The organism is Methylobacterium sp. E-005 (genome assembly GCF_022829725.1).
Lineage (GTDB): Bacteria > Pseudomonadota > Alphaproteobacteria > Rhizobiales > Beijerinckiaceae > Methylobacterium.
In genome coordinates, this window is record NZ_JAKSYG010000167.1 from 1 (window position 1) to 20426 (window position 20426).

Here is a 20426-nt window from a genome sequence, read left to right on the forward strand (position 1 = left end):
ATGAGCGGGCCACCATCGCCGACCTCGAACGTCGCCTTGCTGCAACCGAGGCGGTCTTACGTGAGAAGATCGACGTCGAGGTCGCTTTGCAGCAGAGCGAGGACCTGCGTCGCCTTGCCGTCGAAGGCGGTCGCATGGGGATGTGGCGCTGGCACCTGCGTGACGAACTCATCCGGGGCGATGCCACGTTTTCAGAGCTGTGGGGCTTCCCACCGTCGGATGAATTCCGCCAGCTCTCAGACTTCTCGGACAGGATGTCCCCGCAAGGTCGGGCCGAGATGAGCGATATGATCGCGCGTGCACTCGCAACTGGTGAGGATTTCGACGGTCAACTCACGATTGTGAGCGGGCCGAGTGCTGGGCGCTCGGTGCGATGGCGTGGCCGTTCCGAACAAGAGCGTCCGTGGATCATCAACGGCGTGAGCTTCGACGTCACAGAACAGCGGCTGGCGGACGATCGACTCCGCGAAAGCGAGGACCGACTTACGCGTGCGCTGGAGGCAGGCAACGTCGGCGCATGGGAAATTGATCTCGTGACTCTGAGAGCTTGGCGCTCACCGCAACACGATCGGATCTTCGGGTACGCGACACCTCTGGCGGAGTGGACCTACGACATGTTCCTCAAGCATGTCGTGCCGGAGGACCAAGGTTGGGTCGATGAGGATTTTCAGAATGCCATCGCTACGGATGGGGGCTGGAGCTTCGAGTGCCGCATCCAAGCCGCGGACGGCGAAATTCGGTGGATCGGAGCACAGGGCCGAGTCGAGGTCAGTGCTGGGAAGCACACCCGACATATGAAGGGGACGGTGCGCGACATCACGGAGCGCAAGAGATCCGAGATAGCGCTGCGCGAGAGCGAGGAACGGTTCCGCGGGCTGGTCGAAGGGTTCGGCCAGTTTTGCTGGGAGGCGCGCGCGGACGGTGTCATCGTCACCGACAGCCCGGGGTGGCGTGCCTTCACAGGCCAATCTCTAGACGAATGGCACGGGTCCGGCTGGCTTCAAGCGATCCACGCCGATGATCGGGCGGCGATCGAAAGCAAATGGCGAGCAGCTGTTGCGGGAGGGTGGCCCGTCGATGCCGAGTATCGCCTGTGGCACGCGCCGAGCGCGGCGTGGCGGTGGTCGAACGTCCGCGTGGTGCCAATCACGCGGCCCGACGGGACGGTCCGCAAGTGGTCGGGCGTGAACATCGACGTGACGGATCGGTGCACGCTGCAGGCGCGTCAGGAGGTCTTGGTCAACGAATTGCAGCACCGGGCACGCAACCTTCTCGGGGTGGTCAGGGCCATCGCCGACCGAAGTGTAAGGCAAGGCGGATCGGTAGAAGCGTTCGAGGAGCGGCTGCAGGCGCTCGGCCGCGCCCAGGGGTTGCTCAGCCAAGGTGGTAGCGACAAGGTCGAGGTTGGGACGCTCGTTCGCGCTGAGCTGGCAGCGCATGCCGAGAGTGGATCCCAGCGTGCCACGCTGTCTGGACCAGAGGTCTACCTCACTGCCCGACAGGTGCAGAACTTCGCACTCGCCCTGCACGAGTTGGCCACCAACGCCGTCAAATATGGAGCCTTGAGCACCGAGAATGGCCGACTTCTCGTCACCTGGGAAATGGTGTTCGACCGACGCGAACGTCGCCGCTTAGCATTGAGCTGGGTCGAGAGCGGTGTCGCCGTTGGATCGAACAAACCGATGCGACGCGGCTACGGCACCGAATTAATCCAGGAAGCCCTTGCCTACGCGCTGGAGGCCAAGGTCGACTACGAGCTTGGAACGGACGGCGTGCGCTGTCGTATCGAAATGCCAGTATCCTGACCTGTGTGATGGCGTAGCTTTTCGGGGACCTTATTCTGACGAGCATTCGCTGCGCGCTTTGGAGGGCGGGTGCCTGATCCTGCTCGACCGCTTGCCGGACACTGCATCCTCGTTGTCGAGGATGAGTACCTGATTGCCATGGACCTGAAGCGTTGGCTGTCGGAAGCCGGAGCGACGGTGACAGGTCCGGTTCCAAGCGTCGATCAGGCCCTTGACCTTATCGATAACGGTGGTCTCACCGCGGCGGTGCTGGATGTAAACCTCGGAGACGGCAAAACCGTTTATCCCGTGGCCGCAGAGCTGGGAGCGCTGGGTGTGCCTTACCTCTTCGCAACTGGGGACGTGAAGGCGTCTGTTGCGGATGCGTACAGCAGCCGTCCGAGGCTGACGAAGCCGTATTTGGAAGCGGCACTTGTGCGGGCCGTGGTGGAACTCATCGCAGGCCCTGCACCAACGTGGTGATCGAACGGGACCTCAATGTCAGCTTCGATGCCTGAGCTACCAAAAGCAGACCAGCCGGAAACCACCCTCAGCAGCTGTTCGGCATCCGACCCAAGTAAGTCGTACCGCTGATCATCGGAGCGGCCGGAAAGCGGTCATGGGCCCGCTCCCCATCCCTATGGCCTACGTTGATCTGTGCACGCCTGTCAGCGTCGCGCGACGAAGCGACGAAGCTTGCCGGGGGCATCCTTCGTGATGGCCTTGCCGTGCCCGAACGCGACGGCCTGGAAGTCGAGCGCTGCGAGCTTGCGTTGGCTGGCCAGCCCTTCCGCCTCGTTCTCGAACGCGATCGGGTCGCTCACACCCAGGATGTTGATGAACGTATCGCCGCCGAGCAGGAGCCGTCCGCCTCGCCACATCAGAGCGACCTGTCCGGCGCAATGACCGGGTACGTGTATCGCGTGCAAGCCACCCAAGATCGGCAGCGTCTCACCGTCAGCGATGTGCTGGTCGATCGGGAACGGCTGCATGCGCTCGTTCTGATCCCAAACAAGCTTGTACATCAGTGCGTGCCCGGGCGGGGCGAAGCCACCTTGATCCAGCGCAAGCCCGGCCGGCTGCCGGCCGGCGTCACGGCTCCGGTGGGTCCCCCCGGTCCGCCGCCGCGCGGGTCTCCCCGGCGCCGCCGAGCACGCGCAGGGCGTTCAGGATCACCATCACGTCGATCGCCTCCTGGGCGAGCGCCCCCTGGAGCGGCGTAAGCTGGCCCAGGGCGGCCGCCACCATGCCGGCGAGCGAGAGCCCGAGGCCCACCCAGACGCTCTGGAGCGCGATCGCGCGGGCCCGCTTGGCGATGCGGATCGCGTGGGGCAGCGGCGTGAGGCTGTCGACCAGCAGGACGATATCGGCGGCCTCGGCCGCCGCCGCCGCGCCCCGGGCGCCGAGCGCGACGCCGAGGTCCGCCGCCGCCAGGGCGGGCGCGTCGTTGAGGCCGTCGCCGACCATCATCACCGGGCCGTTCCGGCGCTCGGCGACCACGGTCGCGGTCTTGGCCGCCGGGTCGAGATCCGCCGCGATGGCGTCCACCGGCAGGCCGGCGACGAGCGCCTCCGCGACGTCGCGCCGGTCGCCGGTGGCGAGGACCACCCGCTCGATGCCGCAGGCGCGCAGCGCCGCGAGCGCAGGGTGGCCGTCCGCCCGCAACGGGTCCGAGAACGTCAGGATGGCGGCGGGCGCACCGTCGACGGCGACCAGCACCGTCGCGGTGGCCGCCGCGGCGTCAAGCGGGCCGTCGACCGACGGGAACGAGACGGCGTGCCTCCGCATCAGGCGCGCTCCACCGACACGGACGTGCCGCCCATCCACCCAGCCGGCCACGCCCGCGCCGGGCGATTCCGTGACCATCGTGGGCTGTGGCAGGGTCAAGCCCCGCGTCCTGGCCTCCGCGACCAGCGCCCGCGCCACCGGGTGGCCCGAGGCCTGGTCGAGGGCGGCGGCGAGCCGCAGGATTTCGGCCTCCCCGAACGGGGCGAGGGTCTGGGCGGACACCAGCCGTGCGGAGCCATGCGTCAGGGTTCCGGTCTTGTCGATCACGAGAACCCGCGTCCCGGCCAGCCGCTCCAGGGCGCCACCGCCCTTGATCAGGACGCCGATGCCGGCGGCACGCGAGAGGCCCGACACGAGGGCGACCGGCACCGCCAGGATCAGCGGGCACGGGGTGGCGACGACCAGCACGGCCAGGGCCCGCAGGGGATCGCCCGTGGCGGCCAGGGCAGCGCCGGCCAGCAGCAGGGTGAGGCCGAGGAAAGCGAGCCCGTAGCGATCCGCCAGCCGTGCCATCGGCGCCTTCGCGGACCGCGCCGCCTCGACGAGCCGGACGATGCCGGCATAGGTGCTCTGGGCCGCGGGCCGCTCCGCCACCAGGGTGAACGGGGTGCCGGCATTGACCGTGCCGCTGAGCACGGGCTCGTTCGCGCCGAGCGTGACCGGCAGCGCTTCGCCGGTCAGGCTCGACCGGTCGAGCACGGCGCGGCCCGCGGCGACCCAGCCATCGACCGGCACGACATCCCCGACGCGCACCAGGATGCGGTCCCCCGGGACCAGAGCCGCGAGGGCGACGTCGCGCAGGACACCGCCCTCCGCGCGCAGGGCGGTGCGCGGCTGGCGCGCGATCAGGGCCGTCATCGCCCGCCCGGCCCGCCCGGTGGCGTAGGCTTCCAGAGCCTGGCCGCCCGTATACATCAGCGCGATGACGGCACCGGCCAGCGGCTCGCCCAAGGCGAGGGCACCGCCCATCGCCAGCAGGGCGACGAGGTCCAGCCCGATATCGCCGCGCGCCAGGCGCGTCACGACCTGCGCGAGGAGGACGGCGAGGCCGGCCACGGTCGCGAGCGTCCAGGCCGCCGTGGCGAGGTCCAATCGGCCGAGCGCCTGCGCGGTGAGACCGATGCAGAGGCCGAGCAGCGGCACGAAAGCCAGCCATTCCCGCAGCCGCGTCGGCCACCCGGCGGCCGGTCGGTCGGCGCCGATCGAGCCCGCAATCGTCGTGGTCATGTCGGTGGCCTCCCTCTCGGCGCAGAGCCGAGGTGAAGCCCGTTCGGCCCGGAGGGCCTTGCACTGGATCAAAGTATCGTTGCCGGAGCCGGGCAGGCATGAAGCGGTGCGACGGGCCTGTCGATGTCCACGCCGCCCCTGCCCGGCTTGGCCTGCCCCCGGACCTTCGCTCAGGGCCGTCGGCTTCCGCGGAGACTCCGCGCAGAGAAGTCGCAGGTGTCCTGTGCGATCGCGGCGATGCGGGCGGGCAGCGGCGAGACGTCGAGGGTCCGGTAGACCGCGAAGTAGCGGATCGGCGGGATGGGCGGATCGGTCCGGATGATCCGGAGGGAGCCGCGCGCGATCTCGGCCGCGAAATAGCTCGCGGTCAGGTAGGTGACGCCGAGTCCCGCCGCGGCGAGACCGGCCAGGACGTTCAGGCTGTTGCATTCGGCCACGCGGGTGAAGGTCAGGCCGTTCGCGGCGGCCCAATCCAGCACGAGGGCCTGAAGCCCCGATCCATGGGCCTGACTGAGGATCGGATATCGGGCCATCTCGGCCAGCGGGACCCGGTCCGAGCTGGGCCCGTAGCCCGGCGCCGCCACCCATTCGAGGGTCACGCTCTTCAGCGGGATGGCGGTGAAGTCCGGGCGCGGCGGCGGATCCAGCGCGATGACGAGATCGAGTTCGTTGGCGCCGAGCCGGCCGAAGAGGTCGCGGCTCGCGGCCACGTCCGGCACGGGTACGACATCCGGATAGTCGCGTTTCAGGGCGACGATCAGGCTCGACAGCCACGTCAGCGCCACCAGTTCCGTGGTCCCGAACCGGAACGCCCCCGTGAACGGCGCCGAGCCGCTCGCGGCCTCGCGGAACCGCAGTTCCGCCGCGAGAACGTCGGCCGCGATCGGGAGGCTCGCCTCGCCGGCCCGCGTCAGCGCCAGCGCGGGCGCGCCGCGGTCGAACAGCGCCCCCCCGACCACAATCTCGAGTTCGATGATCCGCTTCGAGACCGTCGATTGCGCGAGGTGCAGGTGCCGGGCCGCCTCCGTGAAGCCGCCCAGCGTCGCCGCCCAGTAGAACGCTTCGATCTGCTTGATGCTGGCTGTCATCGCACCGCCCGGTCGCTCGCGCGGCTCATGAAAGAAAGTGATGCCGAAAGCGAATTTTCTTCGCTTTCTTTCATGGCGGTCAAGCTCCATCACAACGTGTGTGATTTTATCACGGCAGGCTTCCACGCCGCCCGGCGACCGACGCGCCCCACGAGCGAGGCCCCGGTTCTGGCGGACGGCGCGGTCGCACTTCTGTACGCTCGATCAGACGGTGGCCGTCCCATGAGGCTGATTTCAATCCTGACGGCGTTGACCGCCCTCGTCACCGTCGTGGGTGCCGCCCGGGCCGATCAGCTCGCCGACATCAAGGCCCGGGGCAAGCTGATCTGCGGGACGCTCGGGACCGTCGAGCCCTTCTCGTTCCAGCATCCGCAAACGCGCCAGATCGTCGGTTACGATGTCGACATCTGCCAGACGATCGCCGACGCGATCGGCGTGCCGCTCGAACTCAAGGCCATCGCGGTCGAGGCGCGGATCCCCGAGCTGACGCAGGGGCGCGTCGACATCCTGGCCGCCAACCTCGGTTACACGGCCGAGCGCGGCAAGCAGATCCAGTTCTCCGATACGTATTTCGTCAGCCAGCAGAAGCTGATGACCACGAAGGAATCCGGCCTCACCACGATCGATCAGCTCGCCGGCAAGAAGATCACCGCCCTCAAGGGCTCGTCCTCCGAGCAGGGCGTGCGCCGCCTGATCCCGACCGCCGAGACGGTGACCTTCCAGGACACCTCCTCGGCCTTCCTGGCCCTGGCGCAGGACAAGGTCGACGCCCTGTGCGCCTCCGAACTGATCCTCGTGAAGCTCCAGCACCAGTCCAAGGTGCCGATGGTCATCATCGCGAAGTCGCTGTTCGTGGAGCCCTGGGGGCTCGGCATGCGCAAGGATGAGCCGGCCTTCACCAATCTGGTCAACGCCACCCTGGCCAAGCTCTCGGAATCCGGTGACCTCGACGCGATCTTCGCCAAATGGCTCGGCGCGGGCACGCCCTACAAGATCAAGCGCGACTTCACGGTTGCCCCGATCAAGGACTGAGCCGCCCCGGCGGCCCCGGCGGGCACCCGGGTAGGACCCGATGATCCACCTGTTCGAACCGGGCGGCGTGCTCGCGGGCCGATACCTCGACTGGTTCGTCCTCGGCATCGGGACGACCCTCGTCCTGACCGCGGCGGCGTGGTGCCTCGCCCTCACGGTCGGGATCCTGCTCACCCTGATCCGGATGCTCCCGGCGCGACCCGGCGCGTGGCTCGTCGGCGCCTACGTCGAGTACCACCGCAACGTGCCGCTCCTGGTGCAGATCTTCCTCTGGTATTTCGGCGTGCCGTCGCTGCTGCCGCGCCCGGCGCGCCAGTGGCTCAACGCCCATGACGGCCAGTTCCTGCTCGCCGCCACGGCGCTGGGGCTCGCGGCCGCGGCCTATGTCGCGGAGGACATCCGCAGCGGCATCCGCTCCATCCCGAAGGGCCAGTATCAGGCCGCGCTCTCCCTCGGCTTCGGCTATCTCGGCGCGATGCGCACCATCGTGCTGCCGCAGGCCCTGCGGCACGCGGTTCCGCCGCTGATCAACCAGACCCTGCTGCTGTTCAAGAACACCAGCCTCGCCATGGCGATCGGCGTCGGCGAGCTGACCTATCGCGCCCGCGCGGTCGAGAGCGACACGTTCCGGACCTTCGACGCCTTCGCGGTCGCCACGGTGATCTACCTCGCCGTCTCCCTCGGCATCATGCTGCTCGGGGCCGCCTGTGCCCGGCGCCTCACGGTCGGGGCGCGCTGATGCTGGAGATCCTGCGGGACAACTGGCTCCTCTTCCTGATCGGGCAATATCCGTACGGCCCCATCGGCGGTCTGGCCATGACGCTGTTCATGGCGATCACCTCGCTCGCGCTCTGCTTCCCGTTCGCGGTCGGGTTGGCGCTCGCGCGGCTCAGCCCGTACCGCTGGCTGCGCCTGCCGGCGACCGCGATCGTCTACGTCGTGCGCGGCCTGCCCCTGATCATGTTCATCTTCTGGGCGTACTTCCTGTCGCCCCTGGTGGTGGGGCGCCCGGTGGGCGGCGTCGAGACGCTGATCATCACCCTCGTCGTGTACGAGGCCGCCTACCTGTCGGAGGTCATCTGGGCCGGGATCGAGGGCCTGCCCAAGGGGCAGGTCCAGGCGGCGACCGCCCTGGGGCTCGGCTACTGGCCGACGACCCTGTCGATCGTCCTGCCGCAGGCCCTGCACACCATGCTGCCGAGCATGGTCAGCCAGTTCGTCTCGACCATCAAGGAGACGTCGCTCGGCTACGTGATCAGCGCCCACGAGGTGACCTTCGCGGCCGCACAGGTCAACAACCTGCTGCTGACGCAGCCCTTCGAGGTCTACGGGCTCCTGGCGCTGACCTATTTCACGCTGTGCTTCACGCTGACCTCCGGCGCGCGCCTCCTCGAATGGCGCCTCGCCCGGACGCGCCGGCAGGCCGGAGCGACGCGCATCGGCGTCGTGACCCCCTGAGCGGCGGATCGGGCGCCAGGTTCGAGAGGCTCGTCGGCCTTGGCGGGCGTCGGGCCTCACCCCAGTGCCAAGGCTTCGCCCCGACGGCCCACCGATGGGCTCAGCCCTTCGGACACCCTCGATCCCGCGACGGGCAGACGTGGAGCGGCCGAAAGCGTCGGGCGCGCGGCCGTGCGGACGGCGAGATCGCCCGCCCGGAATGCATCGTCCCTAATGGACGGCGCCCGTCCGGGCCGGTCGGTCGGGCCGGACCGGGGCCGCGCAGCCTGCCCGCGCGGCGAGTTCGCACCGCAGGTCGTCGCGCTGGACGTCGATCAGATCGGGCAGGATGTCGTGGCCCTCGGCATCCCTGGCCGCGATGAGGCGGATGCCGGACGCGTCGATGGCGAACTCGACCTGCACCTCGCGCTCGGCGAAGGGGTCGTGCGGATCGAGGCAACTATGCGTGAACATCGGACCCTGAGGCAGGCCGGGCGCGCCGGCGAGGGGCGTGCCCTAGGCGGCCGGCATGACGGGCGGATGACCTCAGGGATCGACGGTCGCGAGAGCCGGGCGCAGGCCGATACAATCACGCCGACGCCAGGGCGACGCCGCCCAGGGCGGTCAGGATGACGACGAGCCATGGCGGCACCGGGCCGACGGTTAGCAGCACGAAGGCCAGCACGGCCACCGCGACATCGCGCGGGTTGTCGACCGCGCTGGTCCAGACGGGGTCGTAGAGCGCGGAGCCGAGAATGCCGACCACCGCCGCATTGGTGCCCCGCAGGGCGGCCTGCGCCAGCGGGCGCGCCCGGACGGCATCCCAGTAGGGCAGCATGCCGTAGACCAGCAGCAGCCCCGGCAGGAAGATCGCGACCAGCGCGATGGCGGCGCCCACGACCCCATGGGGCGACGGCCCGGCGACGGCCCCGAGATAGGCCGCGACCGTGAACAGCGGGCCGGGCACGGCCTGGGCGGCCCCGTAACCCGCCAGGAAGGTGCCGGGGCTGACCCAGCCCGGGGCGACCACCTCGGCCTGCAGCAGCGGCAGCACCACGTGGCCGCCGCCGAACACCAGCGCTCCGGAGCGGTAGAAGGCCTCGAACAGCGCCAGGGCCTGGACGTGCAGGCCGCCGGGCAGCAGGCGCGGGACGACGAGGAGCAGGGCGGCCGTGACCAGGGCCACCGCGCCGGCTCGCCGGGAGACCGGAACCGGGCGGGGGCCGGCCGGCCGCTGCGGCGCCGCCCGGCAGAGCAGGAGCCCCGCCAGGGCGCCGAGCGCGATGGCCCCGAGCTGCCCCGGCGACCCGGCGGCGAACACCGTGACGAACAAGGCCGCCACCGCGATGCCGGCGCGCGGCCGATCCGGCGCCAGGGTGCGGGCCATGCCCCAGACCGCCTGGGCGACCACCGCCACGGCGACCAGCTTGAGCCCGTGGATCGCCCCCGCGGCCACCGGACTGGTCAGGGCGCCGACGCCGGACGCGAAGGCCAGGAGCAGCAGGGCCGAGGGCAGGGTGAACGCCGTCCAGGCCGCGAGTCCGCCCAGGAGTCCGCCGCCGCGCAGGACGCCCAGCGAGAACCCGACCTGACTGGAGGCCGGCCCCGGCAGGAACTGGCAGAGCGCCACGAGATCGGCATAGCCCCGCTCGTCGAGCCAGCCGCGCCGGACGACCAGCTCGTCGCGAAAATAGCCGAGATGGGCCACCGGGCCGCCGAACGCGGTCAGGCCGAGCCTGAGGAAGGCGCGGAATACCTCCCCGACGGAGCCGGGCGCAGCCGGCCCCATCGGTACGCCGCGCCTGGACGGTCGCGGAGGGCTGCCAGGGATGGTCTCGGTCATCGATCGTCTCGATCTGGGCGACCTCGGTCCGTCATGCCCGAGCGCGGTGCGATAGGGGCGTGGCTCCGGCCCCGATGGCAAGCCCCGATCGCCGCGCGATCCGGTCCGGGGCGCGCGTCCCGGGCGGGGCCCGCGCCGTCAGCCTCCGCCCAGGAGACGCGTCAGGTTCGCGGCTTCGGCGCGCAGCGTCTCGGTCAAGGTGTCGATCTGCGCGCCCGAGAAGCGGCTGCGCAGGCCGACGATGCCGACGGCCCCGAGAAAGGCGGCGTGCGTCCCATGGACCGGCGCCGCGATCGCCGCCGTCTCCGGGTCCCGCTCGCCGAGGGAGATGGCGAGGCCGCGGGCCCGGATCGCCGCGCTCTCCGGGTCCGTCCCGCCGGTGAACGCCAGCAGGACGCGCCCGCCCGCCCCGCGGTCAAGGGGCAGCTGCGCGCCCTCCTCCAGATGGTGCCGGATCATCCGCGGCGCGTGGTGGCGGTAGAGGCAGATCCGCCTGTCGCCGTCGCGGATATAGAAGGCCGCGGTCTCGCCCGTCGCCTCGGACAGGCGGGCGAGCGCCGGGCGGACATAGTCGGTCAGATCGAAGGTCTGCCGGTAGAGCTGCCCCAGGCGCAGCGGCGTCGGGCCGAGCCGGAACAGGCCGCCCGCGTCGCGATGCAGGTAGCCGAAGCGGATGAGGGAGCCCGCCAGCCGCAGGATCGTGCTCGGGTAGAATCCGGTCCGGTGCGCGATCTCGGCCAGCGTCAGGCGCACGCGGTCCTCGCCGAAGGCATCGAGGATCGCGAGCGCCCGCTCGACGGCCTCGACCCGCGGCTCCTGCGCGATCTCGGCGGGGCCCGCCTCCGCCCGGGCCTGACGGGAGGGGCGCCCCCGACGCCGCGCGGGTTTCTCGGTCTCGTCCGCCATCGATCCCGCTCCAGCCAATCCGGCCGCGACGACCCCGTTGACGCCCGGGCCGCGATCCGTCATCATTTCTATCAGTCAGAAATAAATTCTGTCAAACAGAATTATTGATCCGCCACAGGATCGACGTCCGGGAGGAGCCATGTCGGAGATCGACATTGTGGTCAGCGAGGTCGGGCCGCGCGACGGCCTGCAGAGCATCGCGCGGACGATGCCGACCGAGGCCAAGACGCGCTGGATCGCGGCGCTGGCGGGCGCGGGGCTGCCGGAGATCGAGGTCGGCTCCTTCGTCCATCCCGGGCGCCTGCCCCAGATGGCCGACACCGCCGAGATCGTGCGGGCGGCCTCCGCTCTGCCCGGCGTGACGATCCTCGCCCTCGTGCCCAACCTGAAGGGGGCCGAGCGGGCGATCGCGGCCGGCACCCCGAAGCTCACGGTGCCGGTCTCGGCCTCGCGCCTCCACAGCCAGTCCAATGTCGGCATGAGCCCCGAGCAGGCGGTCGAGGGGGTGGCGCGGATGTGCGCGCTGCGCGACGCCCTGCCGGCGGACAGGCGCCCGGGCATCGAGGTCGGCCTCTCGACGGCCTTCGGCTGCACCCTGGAGGGTCCGGTGGACGAGGCCTGGGTGATCCGGCTCGCCGAGATGGCCGCCCGGGCGGGCGCCGACAGCGTCGGCCTGTCGGACACGACCGGGTCGGGCAACCCCGCCCAGGTGCGGCGGCTGTTCGGGGCCCTCCGGCGCGCGCTCGGCGACCGGGCCGGGGGCGGGCACTTCCACAACACCCGCGGCCAGGGGCTGGCCAACGTGGTCGCGGCCCTGGAGGCCGGGGTCACCACCTTCGACGCCTCGCAGGGGGGCCTGGGCGGCTGCCCCTACGCACCGGGGGCCACCGGCAACATCGTCACCGAGGATCTCGTCTTCCTGCTGGAGGCGATGGGCCTGCGCACCGGGATCGACCTCGACCGGCTGATCGCGGCGCGCGCCATCATCGCCGCCGCGCTCCCCAGCGAGCCGCTCTACGGCCACGTCCCCGAGGCCGGGCTGCCCAAGGGGTTTCGCACAGCCGGCCCGCACAGGAGCGCCGCATGACCGGGCCGGATACGGACGACCGGACGCAGCCGGCGGGACAGCCCCTGCCCCTCCCCTTACCCCTGCCCCTGGCCGGGATTCGGGTCGTCGAGTTCTCCCACATGGTGATGGGGCCGAGCTGCGGCCTCGTGCTGGGCGACCTCGGGGCCGATGTGATCAAGATCGAGCCCGTCGGGGCGGGCGACAACACGCGGCGCCTGCCGGGCTCGGGGGCGGGCTTCTTCCCCACCTACAACCGCAACAAGCGCAGCCTCGCCATCGACCTCAAGGCGCCGGAGGGCCTCGCCCTGGTCAAGCGCCTGATCGCGCGGGCCGACGTCGTCACGGAGAATTTCCGGCCCGGCGCCCTGGACAAGCAGGGCCTCGGCGCCGAGGCGCTGTGCGCCGCGCATCCCCGGCTGATCTACTGCTCGCTGAAGGGCTTCCTCACCGGGCCGTACGCGCACCGCACCGCCCTCGACGAGGTCGTCCAGATGATGGGCGGCCTCGCCTACATGACCGGGCCGCCCGGCCGGCCGCTGCGGGCGGGCGCCTCGGTCAACGACGTGATGGGCGGGATGTTCGCCGCCATCGGTATCCTGGCGGCCCTCCAGGAGCGGCACCGGACCGGCCGCGGGCAGGTGATCCGCAGCGGCCTGTTCGAGAACAACATGTTCCTGGTCGCCCAGCACATGGCGCAGTTCGCCGTGACCGGGCAGGCGGCGGCGCCGATGCCGGCCCGGATCTCGGCCTGGGCGGTCTACGACGTGTTCGAGACCGGCGACGGCGATCAGATCTTCGTCGGCGTGGTCACCGACTCGCAGTGGCGCCTGTTCTGCGAGGCCTTCGGCTGCGACGACCTCGCGGGTGATCCCGACCTCGCCTCGAACCCGCAGCGCGTCCACGCGCGGGACCGCTTCATGCCGCGCCTGCGCGCGATCCTGAAGCGGCACGACCGGGCGGCGATCGCGCGGGTCTGCGAGGAAAACGGCCTGCCCTTCGCGCCGATCACGCGGCCGGACGAGATGTTCGACGACCCCCACCTCAACCATCCCGGCGCGATGGTCCCCGTGACCCTCCCGGACGGGCGGGTGATGCCGGTACCGGCCCTGCCGCTGGAGTTCGGCGGAATCCGCCCGGGCCTGCGGCGCGACCTGCCGGCGGCCGGCCAGCAGGGGGCCGAGATCCTCGCCGAACTCGGCCTCGGACCGGACGCGGTCGCCGACCTGACGGAACGCGGGATCATCAGCGGCGCGACCTGAGGCGCCCTCCCCGGGCGCGGCCTCGACGCCGCCCCCGCGCACAAGAAACCGCACCCGACCGGAAACGCACACGTGAGGAGCACCACCATGTCGAGCACCGTCGCGGCGGGGCCAGCAACCGGCACCGATCCCGCCCTGAAGGCCGTCGAGGACGCGGCGATCCGCAAGGCGATGTGGCGCCTCGTGCCGATCCTGATGCTCGGCTACTTCTTCAACTACATCGACCGGACCAGCGTCGGCTTCGCCGCCCTGCAGATGAACCGCGAACTCGGCCTGACCGCGACGCAGTTCGGCTGGGGCGCCGGCATCATGTTCGCGAGCTACTGCCTGCTCGAAGTGCCGAGCAACATGGCCATGTACCGCTTCGGCGCCCGGCGCTGGCTCGCCCGGATCATGATCACCTGGGGGCTCGCCGCCGCCGCGACCGCCTTCGCGGTCGGCCCGTTGAGCTTCTACGGCCTGCGCTTCCTGCTCGGCGTGTTCGAGGCCGGCTTCTTCCCCGGGGTGATCTGGTACCTCTCGGTCTGGTTTCCGGCCCGGGCGCGGACGCGGGTGCTCGCGTGGTTCATGGCCGCCACCCCGCTCTCGTCGCTGATCGGCGGCCCGGTCTCCTCGGCGCTGCTCGGGATGCACGGGGTGCTGGGCCTGTCGGGCTGGCAGTGGATGTTCATCGTCGAGGGCCTGCCGGCCTGCCTGCTCGGCCTCCTCTGCCTCGCCCGCCTGTCCGACGCCCCCAGGGACGCGGCGTGGCTGACGCCCGAGGAGCGGGCGGCGCTGACCGGAGCCCTGGCACGCGAGCGGCATGAGAGCCCGCGGCACCGGCTCGGCGAGGCCCTGCGCGACCGCCGCGTCCTGGCGCTCGCCGGCATCACCTTCGCCTTCACCATCGGCTCCTACGGGGTCGGCATCTGGCTGCCCCTGATCCTCAAGGGCCACGGCCTCTCGACCCTGGCGATCGGCTTCGTCTCGGCGATCCCGTACTTCTTCGCCACCGTGGCGATGCTGCTCTGGGCCCGGGTCGTCGACCGGACCGGGCGCAAGCTGCTCAACATGGCGCTGGCCCTGTCGTGCGGGGTCGCCGGCCTCGTGCTGTCGGTGCTGGTGACGTCGCTGGTGCCGGCCCTGGTCGGCCTGACGCTGGCGCTGATCGGCACGATCTCGGCCCGGACGGTGTTCTACACGATCCCGCAGACCTTCCTGACCGGCGCCGCCGCGGCGGGGGGCCTCGCCTTCATCAATTCGGTCGGGGCGGCGGGCGGCTTCGTCGGCCCGTTCATGGTCGGCTGGCTCAAGGACACCACCGGTTCCTACGATGCCGGCATGCTCGGCATGGCCGTCATCCTCGTGCTCGCTTTGGGGTTGAACGGCCTGCTGGTCCTGTTCATGCGCGGCGCGCCGAAGGCGGCCACGATGGCCCTGCCGTCGGGCCAGCCGCAGCCGGGGCGGTCGTGATGCTCTCGCGCCGGACCGTCGCGGGCGCGCTCCTCGGGGCCGCCCTTCTCCCCCGCCCCCGCGCCGCGCGGGCCGCCAGCCCCGACGCGGAGGCGCCGCCCCGGCTCGTCATGGCCGAGCCCTACACGGCGATGCCCGAGGCCCTGCGCCGGAGGAACACGCCGTCCGAATGGTCGGCGGTCAACAAGGTCGGCCAGCCGCCGGTGGACAGCTTCATCGAGGGGCTGGTCGCGGAGGCCGACGGCACCCTCTACTGCGTCGACATCCCGTTCGGCCGCCTGTTCCGGATCGCCCCCGACCGGAGCTGGACCCAGCTCGCCGAATGGGACGGCGAGCCCAACGGCATGACCCGCCACCCGGACGGGCGCTTCTTCATCGCCGACTACAAGCAGGGCCTGCTCACCTTCGATCCCACCACGGGCAAGATCGCCACGTTCCTGGGGCGGCGCGACAGCGAGCGCTTCAAGGGCCTCAACGACCTGACCTTCGCGCTGAACGGCGACCTCTACTTCACCGACCAGGGCCAGACCGGGCTGCAGGACCCGACCGGCCGGGTCTACCGGCTGCGCCCGGACGGCCGCCTCGACACGATCCTGTCGACCGGCGTCAGCCCGAACGGGCTGGTGCTGCACCCGAACGAGCAGGTGCTGTTCGTCTCGATGACCCGGGACAATGCCGTCTGGCGGGTGCCGCTGTTCCCGGACGGCACCACCGGCAAGGTCGGGCGCTTCGTGTCGTTCCACGGGGTCAGCGGCCCGGACAGCCTCACGATCGATGCCGAGGGCACGCTGCTCGTGCCGCACGCCTCCCTGGGTTCGGTCTTCGCGGTCGATCCCGACGGCGAGATCGTCGCCCGCATCCGCGCCCCGCGGGGCAAGACGGTGACCAACGCCAAGCTCGGCGGCACCGACCGGAAGACCCTGTTCTTCACGGAATCCTCCACCGGCACGATCCTGACCGCGCCCTGGGGCGTGGCCGCCCGCCGCCAATACGCCGACAGGCCCTGAGCGATGTCCTGGTATCCCGTCCCCGAGACCCTCGAGACCGAAATCTTCACGGCGATGCCGGAGGCGCTGCGCCGGCCGGTCGTGACCGACTGGGCGCGGGCCAACAAGGGCGGCCACCCGGTGGACTGCTTCCTGGAGGGGCCGTGCTTCGACGCCGCCGGCAACCTGCACGTCACCGACATCCCGCATGGGCGCATCTTCCGGATCGCGCCGGACGGCACCTGGACGCAGCTCGCCGAATGGGACGGCGAGCCCAACGGCCTCGCCGTCCACCCGGACGGCCGCCTGCTGATCGCCGACTACAAGAACGGGATCCTCAGCCTTGATCCCGCGGGCGGGACCCCCGAGCCCTACCTCGCCCGGCGCAACAGCGAGCGGTTCAAGGGGGTCAACGACCTGATCGTGGCGCGGACCGGGGATGTCTACTTTACCGACCAGGGTCAGACCGGCCTGCACGACCCGACCGGCCGGGTCTTCCGCCTGAGCCCCTCCGGCCGCCTCGACTGCCTGCTCGACACCGGGATCAGCCCCAACGGCCTCGTGCTCTCGGCCGACGAGGGCGTGCTGTTCGTGGCGATGACCCGCGACAACGCCGTCTGGCGGGTGCCGCTGCAGCGCGACGGCAGCGTCTCGAAGGTCGGGCGGTTCGCGAGCTTCCACGGCACCAGCGGCCCGGACGGGCTGGTGATGGATGACGCCGGCAACCTGCTGGTCGCCCACGCCTCGCTCGGCGCCGTGCTGGCGCTCGGCCCCCAGGGCGAGCCCCTCGCCCGGATCCGCGCCTGCCGCGGGCAGACGGTGACGAACCTCACCTTCGGCCGCACCGACCGCAGCATCCTCTACGTGACGGAATCGCAGACCGGCACGATCCTGCGCGCCCGCTGGCGCCACGCCGGATTGCCGGTCTCGCACCGCTGATCCTTCACCCGGGAGAACCCCGTGAGCTCCACGATCCGGGTCGAACACCAAGCCGGCTGGGCCCGGATCCGCATCGTGCGGCCCGACAAGCGCAACGCCCTCGACCGGGCGACGCGGGTCGCGCTCGGCGCCGCCATCGCCGGGCTCGGGGCCGACATCCGCGCGGTCGTCCTGACCGGGACCGGGACGAGCTTCTGCGCCGGGCTCGACCTGACGGAGCGGGCGGCCGAGCTCGCCGCGGGCGCGCCCGACACCGCCGGCGCGGAGGCCATCGCGCTCAACGGGGCGATGCGGGCGCACCGGGCGGTGTTCATCGCGGGGGTGAACGGCCTCGCGCTGGGCGGCGGGATGACGCTGGTCAATACCTGCGACCTCGCCCTTGCGGCCGAAGACGCCGCCTTCGGCACGCCGGAGATCGGCTTTGCCACCTATGCCAGCATGGCGGGGCCGACGTCGCGGCTGCTCCTGAACCGCAAGCGCGCCGGCTGGCTGCTCCTGACCGGGGAGCGGATCGACGCCGCCACCGCCCGCGACTGGGGGCTCGTCAACGCCGTCGTGGCGCCCGCCGCGCTCGACGCGCATTGCGCCGACCTCGCCGGGCGCATCGCCGGCTTCGACGCCGCGGCGCTGGCGGCGATCAAGGCCTCGCTCGACGCGGTGCCCGGGGCCGAACTGGACTGGGAGCGGGCGCTTCTGTTCGGCCAAGGCGTGAACGCCGCGATCCGTGGGGCGTCCAAGCCCGGCGCCGGGCTTAAACGCCCGCCGCATCCGGCGGACGGGGACGACGGGGCATCGATCCCGGCTGCGCCGGGCTCGCACGGGGCCTGAGCGTCATCCCGGTCCCGTCGCGTGCACGAAGCTTGCCTTGTCCGGCCGCGGTGCCTCGCCCTGCGCCCGCCGTTCGACCGTCATCCGGGGGCGACCGGGTGGCTGGACGGGAGGGGGCGAGCGGAAATCACCATCTGTGTCAGACATGTCGCATTCATCCGCCAGTCAGCACGATAATGCTTATCTGGGCTCAAGCTGCTGGAAACACGTTGTTACATCAGCGATGCCTTCGAGTTCGCGCCAATGATCGACAGAGGGTGGTATAGTCCAATATCGAGATTGCTGCGCCGGGTCCGGAACTGGTACGCGTGTTTGCCCGCGTCGGCCGCTTTCTCCTTTCAGGCCTGTTTTCTGCTTGTCTGGACCATGATTATCACGGCCGTCACATATGGCCTCGTTGACCTGATGCCGTCGTGATATTGCGGCGCAATATTAGTTCCGCTTGCTAAGATTTGAAGGATCGGTCTACGTAAGCAGACTGTTTCGGGAGCCCGGTGGGGCCGCATGTTCTATATCGTGATCGTGGCCCTGGGCGTTGCCGCTGCCCGTCAGTTCTCGTGGTTTGGCGTCTTCGCCATCAGCACGATCCTGGCCGTCGCCATGGGCGTGGAGGGCGCGCTCCATGATCGGACCCTGCTGAAGGTGCTGCATCGCGACTGGGAAGTCATCGTCACCTTCCAGTCGGCCTATGTCGCCCATATCGTGTGGGACGTGTACGGCCCCCGCCTGATGGCCCGGCTCGGCTGGTAACGGCGGCGGCCCCGCCGCGTCGCGATCCCGCCGTCAGGCGCGGCCGACGAGCTGCAGAGGGCCCCGCTGCGGCGTCGGGGCCGGCGCGGCGGCGAGGCGGGTCTGGTTCCGGCCGCCCTCCTTGGCCGCGTAGAGGGCGCCGTCGGCCAGGCGATACAGGTCCGCCGCCGCGCCGCCATATCCGCCGCCCGGCCCCGTGCAGGCGAGCCCGATGCTGACCGTGACGGCCCCCGCCCCGATTCCCGCGGACGGAACCGTCAGCCCGGCGACCTCGGCATGGACCCGGTCGGCGATGCGCCCGGCGCCTGCGACGTCGGTATCCGGCAAGAGGAGCGCGAATTCCTCGCCGCCGATGCGGCTGACGAGATCCTGCGGACGGTGCACGCTGGCGGCGAGGCGGCGGGCGAGCGCCTTCAGGATCTCGTCGCCCACCGGGTGCCCGTAGCGGTCGTTGTAGCGCTTGAAGTGGTCCGCATCGACGATCAGCAGCGACAGCGGCCGGCCGTCGCGCCGGGCCGTCTCGGTCGCCTCGGCGAAGGCTTCCTCGAACCGGCGGCGGTTCGGCAGGCCGGTCAGGGCGTCGGTGCGGGACAGGGCGGCCAGCGCCTCCTGGGCCGCCTCCCGGCGCCGCAGCTCCCGGCCGAACAGCAGCGAGAGCGCGATCGTGAGGCCGCACAGCACCAGCGTGATGCCGCCGATGATGAGCGCCTTGGCGAACCACGCCGCCTCCACGTCCCACGTCGACAGGGCGACGTTCAGGATCAGCGGCAGCGTCCCGATTCGCGTGAAGGCGTAGAAGCGCTCGATCCCGTCGCGCGCGGAGGTGCCGATGAAGCTGCCCTGGCGGTCGCGGACGAAGCGCCGGAAGGTCGAGGCCTGCGCGATGTTCGCCCCGATATCGGCCTCCGTATAGGGGTAGCGCATGATGCGGGTGCCGTCCGCGAGGTACAGGTTGATCGCGCCGCCGGGGCCGAGGTCGATCTCGCGGAACAGGTTCTCGAAATAGGTGAGCTTCACGGTGCCCAGGACCACGCCGCCGAAGCCGCCGTCGGGCCGGTTGATGCGCCGGCTGAACGGCAGCATCCGCTCGCCGGTCAGGCGCGAGATGATCGGGCTGCCGACCTGGAGGCCGAGCCCGTCGCGCGCCTGATGGATCTTGAAGTATTCGCGGTCCGCGTAGTTGCCCACCCGCGGCGGCACCGCGCCGAGATCCGCGATGACGTCGCCCTGTGCGTCGATCACCAGCATCACGCCCATGTCGCGGGCGGTCGCGGCGCGGTCGAACAGGATGAGCTGGCGCACCCGCGGATCGGCCTGCGCGAGGCCGGGCGCCCCGATATTCTCCGCGGCGGCCTGGAGCGAGAGGTCGTAGATCTCGAAATTGCGCGCGATGTCGCGTTCCAGGACCTGCAGCAGGTTCCGGGACGTCTGCTCGGCCCGGTCCCAGGCATCCCGGCGGAGGTCGGCCAGCATCAGCCCGGAGATCGCCACCATGCCGACCGGGGCCAGGACGCCCAGTGCGATCCACGTCCGGGCTGACCGAAGCCGCGCATTGAGGCGGCCCAGTGGTAGGCGGCCCAATGGAACCATCGGTTTATCCACGCAAACTCTTCGACGAATAGTGATAGATCCGAATTTATGACCGAATCGTTACCTGGGCCCGCCGGATTCATCCTGGGCCGTGACGTTTTGCGGGTGTGAAGCGTGCGTCCCCGACCGGCTCCGGCGGTCCTGTGCGCCCGGTCGGCAAGTATCCACAGCCGATCCTTGGCGGCGTAATTCTGTACGGATACACGGATCTTCTACGAGGGACTATGGTGCCCGGACTTGGAACGTGAGGCCGGCATGACGGATGAGGACGCCTTCGCCCAGGAGATCGCGGCGCTCCTGATCGCCGACATCAAGACGTCGGGCGCGCGCAGCCGGTCCGAGCTGGAGGAGGCGTGCCGGATTTCGCTCCGGAGCCTCCTGGGCGACGCCGCGGTGCCGGATCAGATCGCCGTCCTGATGCCGATCGGCCTCGACCGCTGGCCGCGGG

Annotated in this window: 20 protein-coding genes; 13 read left to right on the plus strand and 7 right to left on the minus strand. The window is 70.8% G+C overall.

What is annotated here, in order from left to right:
- Positions 1–86: 86 nt before the first annotated feature.
- Both MKK88_RS18065 and MKK88_RS18070 read left to right on the plus strand, forming a co-directional pair.
- A complete protein-coding gene (locus tag MKK88_RS18065) occupies positions 87–1805 on the plus strand; it encodes a sensor histidine kinase (RefSeq protein ID WP_244002131.1) in 1719 nt (572 codons plus the stop codon).
- A gap of 69 nt (positions 1806–1874) precedes the next feature.
- On the plus strand, positions 1875–2267 hold the full coding sequence (locus tag MKK88_RS18070) for a response regulator (RefSeq protein ID WP_244002097.1): 393 nt from the start codon (positions 1875–1877) through the stop codon (positions 2265–2267).
- 185 nt (positions 2268–2452) lie between these two features.
- Here MKK88_RS18070 and MKK88_RS18075 read toward each other — a convergent pair whose 3' ends face one another.
- The 3 genes from MKK88_RS18075 to MKK88_RS18085 all read right to left on the minus strand — a co-directional run bounded on the left by MKK88_RS18075 (position 2453) and on the right by MKK88_RS18085 (position 5887).
- The gene (locus MKK88_RS18075; protein WP_244002099.1) at positions 2453–2776 is read right to left on the minus strand and encodes a hypothetical protein; all 324 of its coding nucleotides are present in this window, start codon (positions 2774–2776) and stop codon (positions 2453–2455) included.
- Positions 2777–2876: 100 nt separating this feature from the next.
- Positions 2877–4799 carry a heavy metal translocating P-type ATPase gene (locus MKK88_RS18080; protein WP_244002101.1) on the minus strand — a complete coding sequence of 641 codons (1923 nt, stop codon included), beginning with the start codon at positions 4797–4799 and terminating at the stop codon, positions 2877–2879.
- 170 nt (positions 4800–4969) lie between these two features.
- The gene (locus tag MKK88_RS18085) at positions 4970–5887 is read right to left on the minus strand and encodes a LysR family transcriptional regulator (RefSeq protein WP_244002103.1); all 918 of its coding nucleotides are present in this window, start codon (positions 5885–5887) and stop codon (positions 4970–4972) included.
- 222 nt (positions 5888–6109) lie between these two features.
- On the opposite strand from MKK88_RS18085, the gene MKK88_RS18090 reads away from it, so the two are divergent.
- The 3 genes from MKK88_RS18090 to MKK88_RS18100 are packed head-to-tail and all read left to right on the plus strand — an operon-like array spanning position 6110 to position 8377.
- Positions 6110–6919 carry an ABC transporter substrate-binding protein gene (locus MKK88_RS18090; protein WP_244002105.1) on the plus strand — a complete coding sequence of 270 codons (810 nt, stop codon included), beginning with the start codon at positions 6110–6112 and terminating at the stop codon, positions 6917–6919.
- 40 nt (positions 6920–6959) lie between these two features.
- Positions 6960–7658, plus strand: a complete 699-nt coding sequence (locus MKK88_RS18095) for an amino acid ABC transporter permease (RefSeq protein WP_244002107.1) — start codon at positions 6960–6962, stop codon at positions 7656–7658.
- Complete coding sequence (locus tag MKK88_RS18100) at positions 7658–8377, plus strand: amino acid ABC transporter permease (protein ID WP_244002109.1); 720 nt, start codon at positions 7658–7660, stop codon at positions 8375–8377. The genes MKK88_RS18095 and MKK88_RS18100 overlap by 1 nt, the downstream gene beginning before the upstream one ends.
- Positions 8378–8587: 210 nt before the next feature.
- Here the strand turns inward: MKK88_RS18100 and MKK88_RS18105 are convergent, their stop codons facing one another.
- The 3 genes from MKK88_RS18105 to MKK88_RS18115 form a co-directional block, all read right to left on the minus strand.
- Complete coding sequence (locus MKK88_RS18105; protein ID WP_244002111.1) at positions 8588–8830, minus strand: hypothetical protein; 243 nt, start codon at positions 8828–8830, stop codon at positions 8588–8590.
- A gap of 115 nt (positions 8831–8945) precedes the next feature.
- The gene (gene chrA, locus MKK88_RS18110; protein WP_244002133.1) at positions 8946–10145 is read right to left on the minus strand and encodes a chromate efflux transporter; all 1200 of its coding nucleotides are present in this window, start codon (positions 10143–10145) and stop codon (positions 8946–8948) included.
- Between the two features lie 192 nt (positions 10146–10337).
- A complete protein-coding gene (locus MKK88_RS18115; RefSeq protein ID WP_244002113.1) occupies positions 10338–11105 on the minus strand; it encodes an IclR family transcriptional regulator in 768 nt (255 codons plus the stop codon).
- A gap of 139 nt (positions 11106–11244) precedes the next feature.
- Between MKK88_RS18115 and MKK88_RS18120 the strand changes: the two genes are divergently transcribed.
- The 7 genes from MKK88_RS18120 (at position 11245) to MKK88_RS18150 (ending at position 18388) form a co-directional block, all read left to right on the plus strand.
- Positions 11245–12192: a hydroxymethylglutaryl-CoA lyase gene (locus MKK88_RS18120; protein ID WP_244002115.1), complete on the plus strand. Its 948-nt coding sequence runs from the start codon at positions 11245–11247 to the stop codon at positions 12190–12192.
- Positions 12189–13433, plus strand: coding sequence for a CaiB/BaiF CoA transferase family protein (locus MKK88_RS18125; protein ID WP_244002117.1), 1245 nt, complete (start codon positions 12189–12191; stop codon positions 13431–13433). Before MKK88_RS18120 ends, MKK88_RS18125 begins: the two co-directional genes overlap by 4 nt.
- Positions 13434–13520: 87 nt before the next feature.
- Positions 13521–14885 carry an MFS transporter gene (locus MKK88_RS18130; protein ID WP_244002119.1) on the plus strand — a complete coding sequence of 455 codons (1365 nt, stop codon included), beginning with the start codon at positions 13521–13523 and terminating at the stop codon, positions 14883–14885.
- Positions 14885–15892, plus strand: coding sequence for an SMP-30/gluconolactonase/LRE family protein (locus tag MKK88_RS18135; RefSeq protein ID WP_313902326.1), 1008 nt, complete (start codon positions 14885–14887; stop codon positions 15890–15892). Before MKK88_RS18130 ends, MKK88_RS18135 begins: the two co-directional genes overlap by 1 nt.
- A 3-nt stretch (positions 15893–15895) precedes the next feature.
- A complete protein-coding gene (locus MKK88_RS18140) occupies positions 15896–16810 on the plus strand; it encodes an SMP-30/gluconolactonase/LRE family protein (RefSeq protein WP_244002121.1) in 915 nt (304 codons plus the stop codon).
- 21 nt (positions 16811–16831) lie between these two features.
- Positions 16832–17638 carry an enoyl-CoA hydratase/isomerase family protein gene (locus tag MKK88_RS18145; RefSeq protein ID WP_244002123.1) on the plus strand — a complete coding sequence of 269 codons (807 nt, stop codon included), beginning with the start codon at positions 16832–16834 and terminating at the stop codon, positions 17636–17638.
- 504 nt (positions 17639–18142) lie between these two features.
- Entirely contained in the window at positions 18143–18388 is a 246-nt protein-coding gene (locus MKK88_RS18150; RefSeq protein WP_244002126.1) for a hypothetical protein, read from the plus strand.
- Between the two features lie 33 nt (positions 18389–18421).
- On the opposite strand, the gene MKK88_RS18155 is transcribed toward MKK88_RS18150, so the two are convergent.
- Positions 18422–19978, minus strand: a complete 1557-nt coding sequence (locus MKK88_RS18155; protein WP_244002128.1) for a sensor domain-containing diguanylate cyclase — start codon at positions 19976–19978, stop codon at positions 18422–18424.
- Between the two features lie 255 nt (positions 19979–20233).
- Between MKK88_RS18155 and MKK88_RS18160 the strand changes: the two genes are divergently transcribed.
- Positions 20234–20426 (plus strand): hypothetical protein (locus MKK88_RS18160; protein WP_244002129.1); only part of this gene is annotated, 193 nt, incomplete at its 3' end.

Coding starts and splice junctions, on each gene's coding strand:
- MKK88_RS18075 (WP_244002099.1), bottom strand. CDS start 2,776: ATGCAGCCGTTCCCGATCGACCAGCACATCGCTGACGGTGAGACGCTG.
- MKK88_RS18080 (WP_244002101.1), bottom strand. CDS start 4,799: ATGACCACGACGATTGCGGGCTCGATCGGCGCCGACCGACCGGCCGCC.
- MKK88_RS18085 (WP_244002103.1), bottom strand. CDS start 5,887: ATGACAGCCAGCATCAAGCAGATCGAAGCGTTCTACTGGGCGGCGACG.
- MKK88_RS18090 (WP_244002105.1), top strand. CDS start 6,110: ATGAGGCTGATTTCAATCCTGACGGCGTTGACCGCCCTCGTCACCGTC.
- MKK88_RS18095 (WP_244002107.1), top strand. CDS start 6,960: ATGATCCACCTGTTCGAACCGGGCGGCGTGCTCGCGGGCCGATACCTC.
- MKK88_RS18100 (WP_244002109.1), top strand. CDS start 7,658: ATGCTGGAGATCCTGCGGGACAACTGGCTCCTCTTCCTGATCGGGCAA.
- MKK88_RS18105 (WP_244002111.1), bottom strand. CDS start 8,830: ATGTTCACGCATAGTTGCCTCGATCCGCACGACCCCTTCGCCGAGCGC.
- chrA (WP_244002133.1), bottom strand. CDS start 10,145: ATGGGGCCGGCTGCGCCCGGCTCCGTCGGGGAGGTATTCCGCGCCTTC.
- MKK88_RS18115 (WP_244002113.1), bottom strand. CDS start 11,105: ATGGCGGACGAGACCGAGAAACCCGCGCGGCGTCGGGGGCGCCCCTCC.
- MKK88_RS18120 (WP_244002115.1), top strand. CDS start 11,245: ATGTCGGAGATCGACATTGTGGTCAGCGAGGTCGGGCCGCGCGACGGC.
- MKK88_RS18125 (WP_244002117.1), top strand. CDS start 12,189: ATGACCGGGCCGGATACGGACGACCGGACGCAGCCGGCGGGACAGCCC.
- MKK88_RS18130 (WP_244002119.1), top strand. CDS start 13,521: ATGTCGAGCACCGTCGCGGCGGGGCCAGCAACCGGCACCGATCCCGCC.
- MKK88_RS18135 (WP_313902326.1), top strand. CDS start 14,885: ATGCTCTCGCGCCGGACCGTCGCGGGCGCGCTCCTCGGGGCCGCCCTT.
- MKK88_RS18140 (WP_244002121.1), top strand. CDS start 15,896: ATGTCCTGGTATCCCGTCCCCGAGACCCTCGAGACCGAAATCTTCACG.
- MKK88_RS18150 (WP_244002126.1), top strand. CDS start 18,143: ATGTTCTATATCGTGATCGTGGCCCTGGGCGTTGCCGCTGCCCGTCAG.
- MKK88_RS18155 (WP_244002128.1), bottom strand. CDS start 19,978: ATGGTTCCATTGGGCCGCCTACCACTGGGCCGCCTCAATGCGCGGCTT.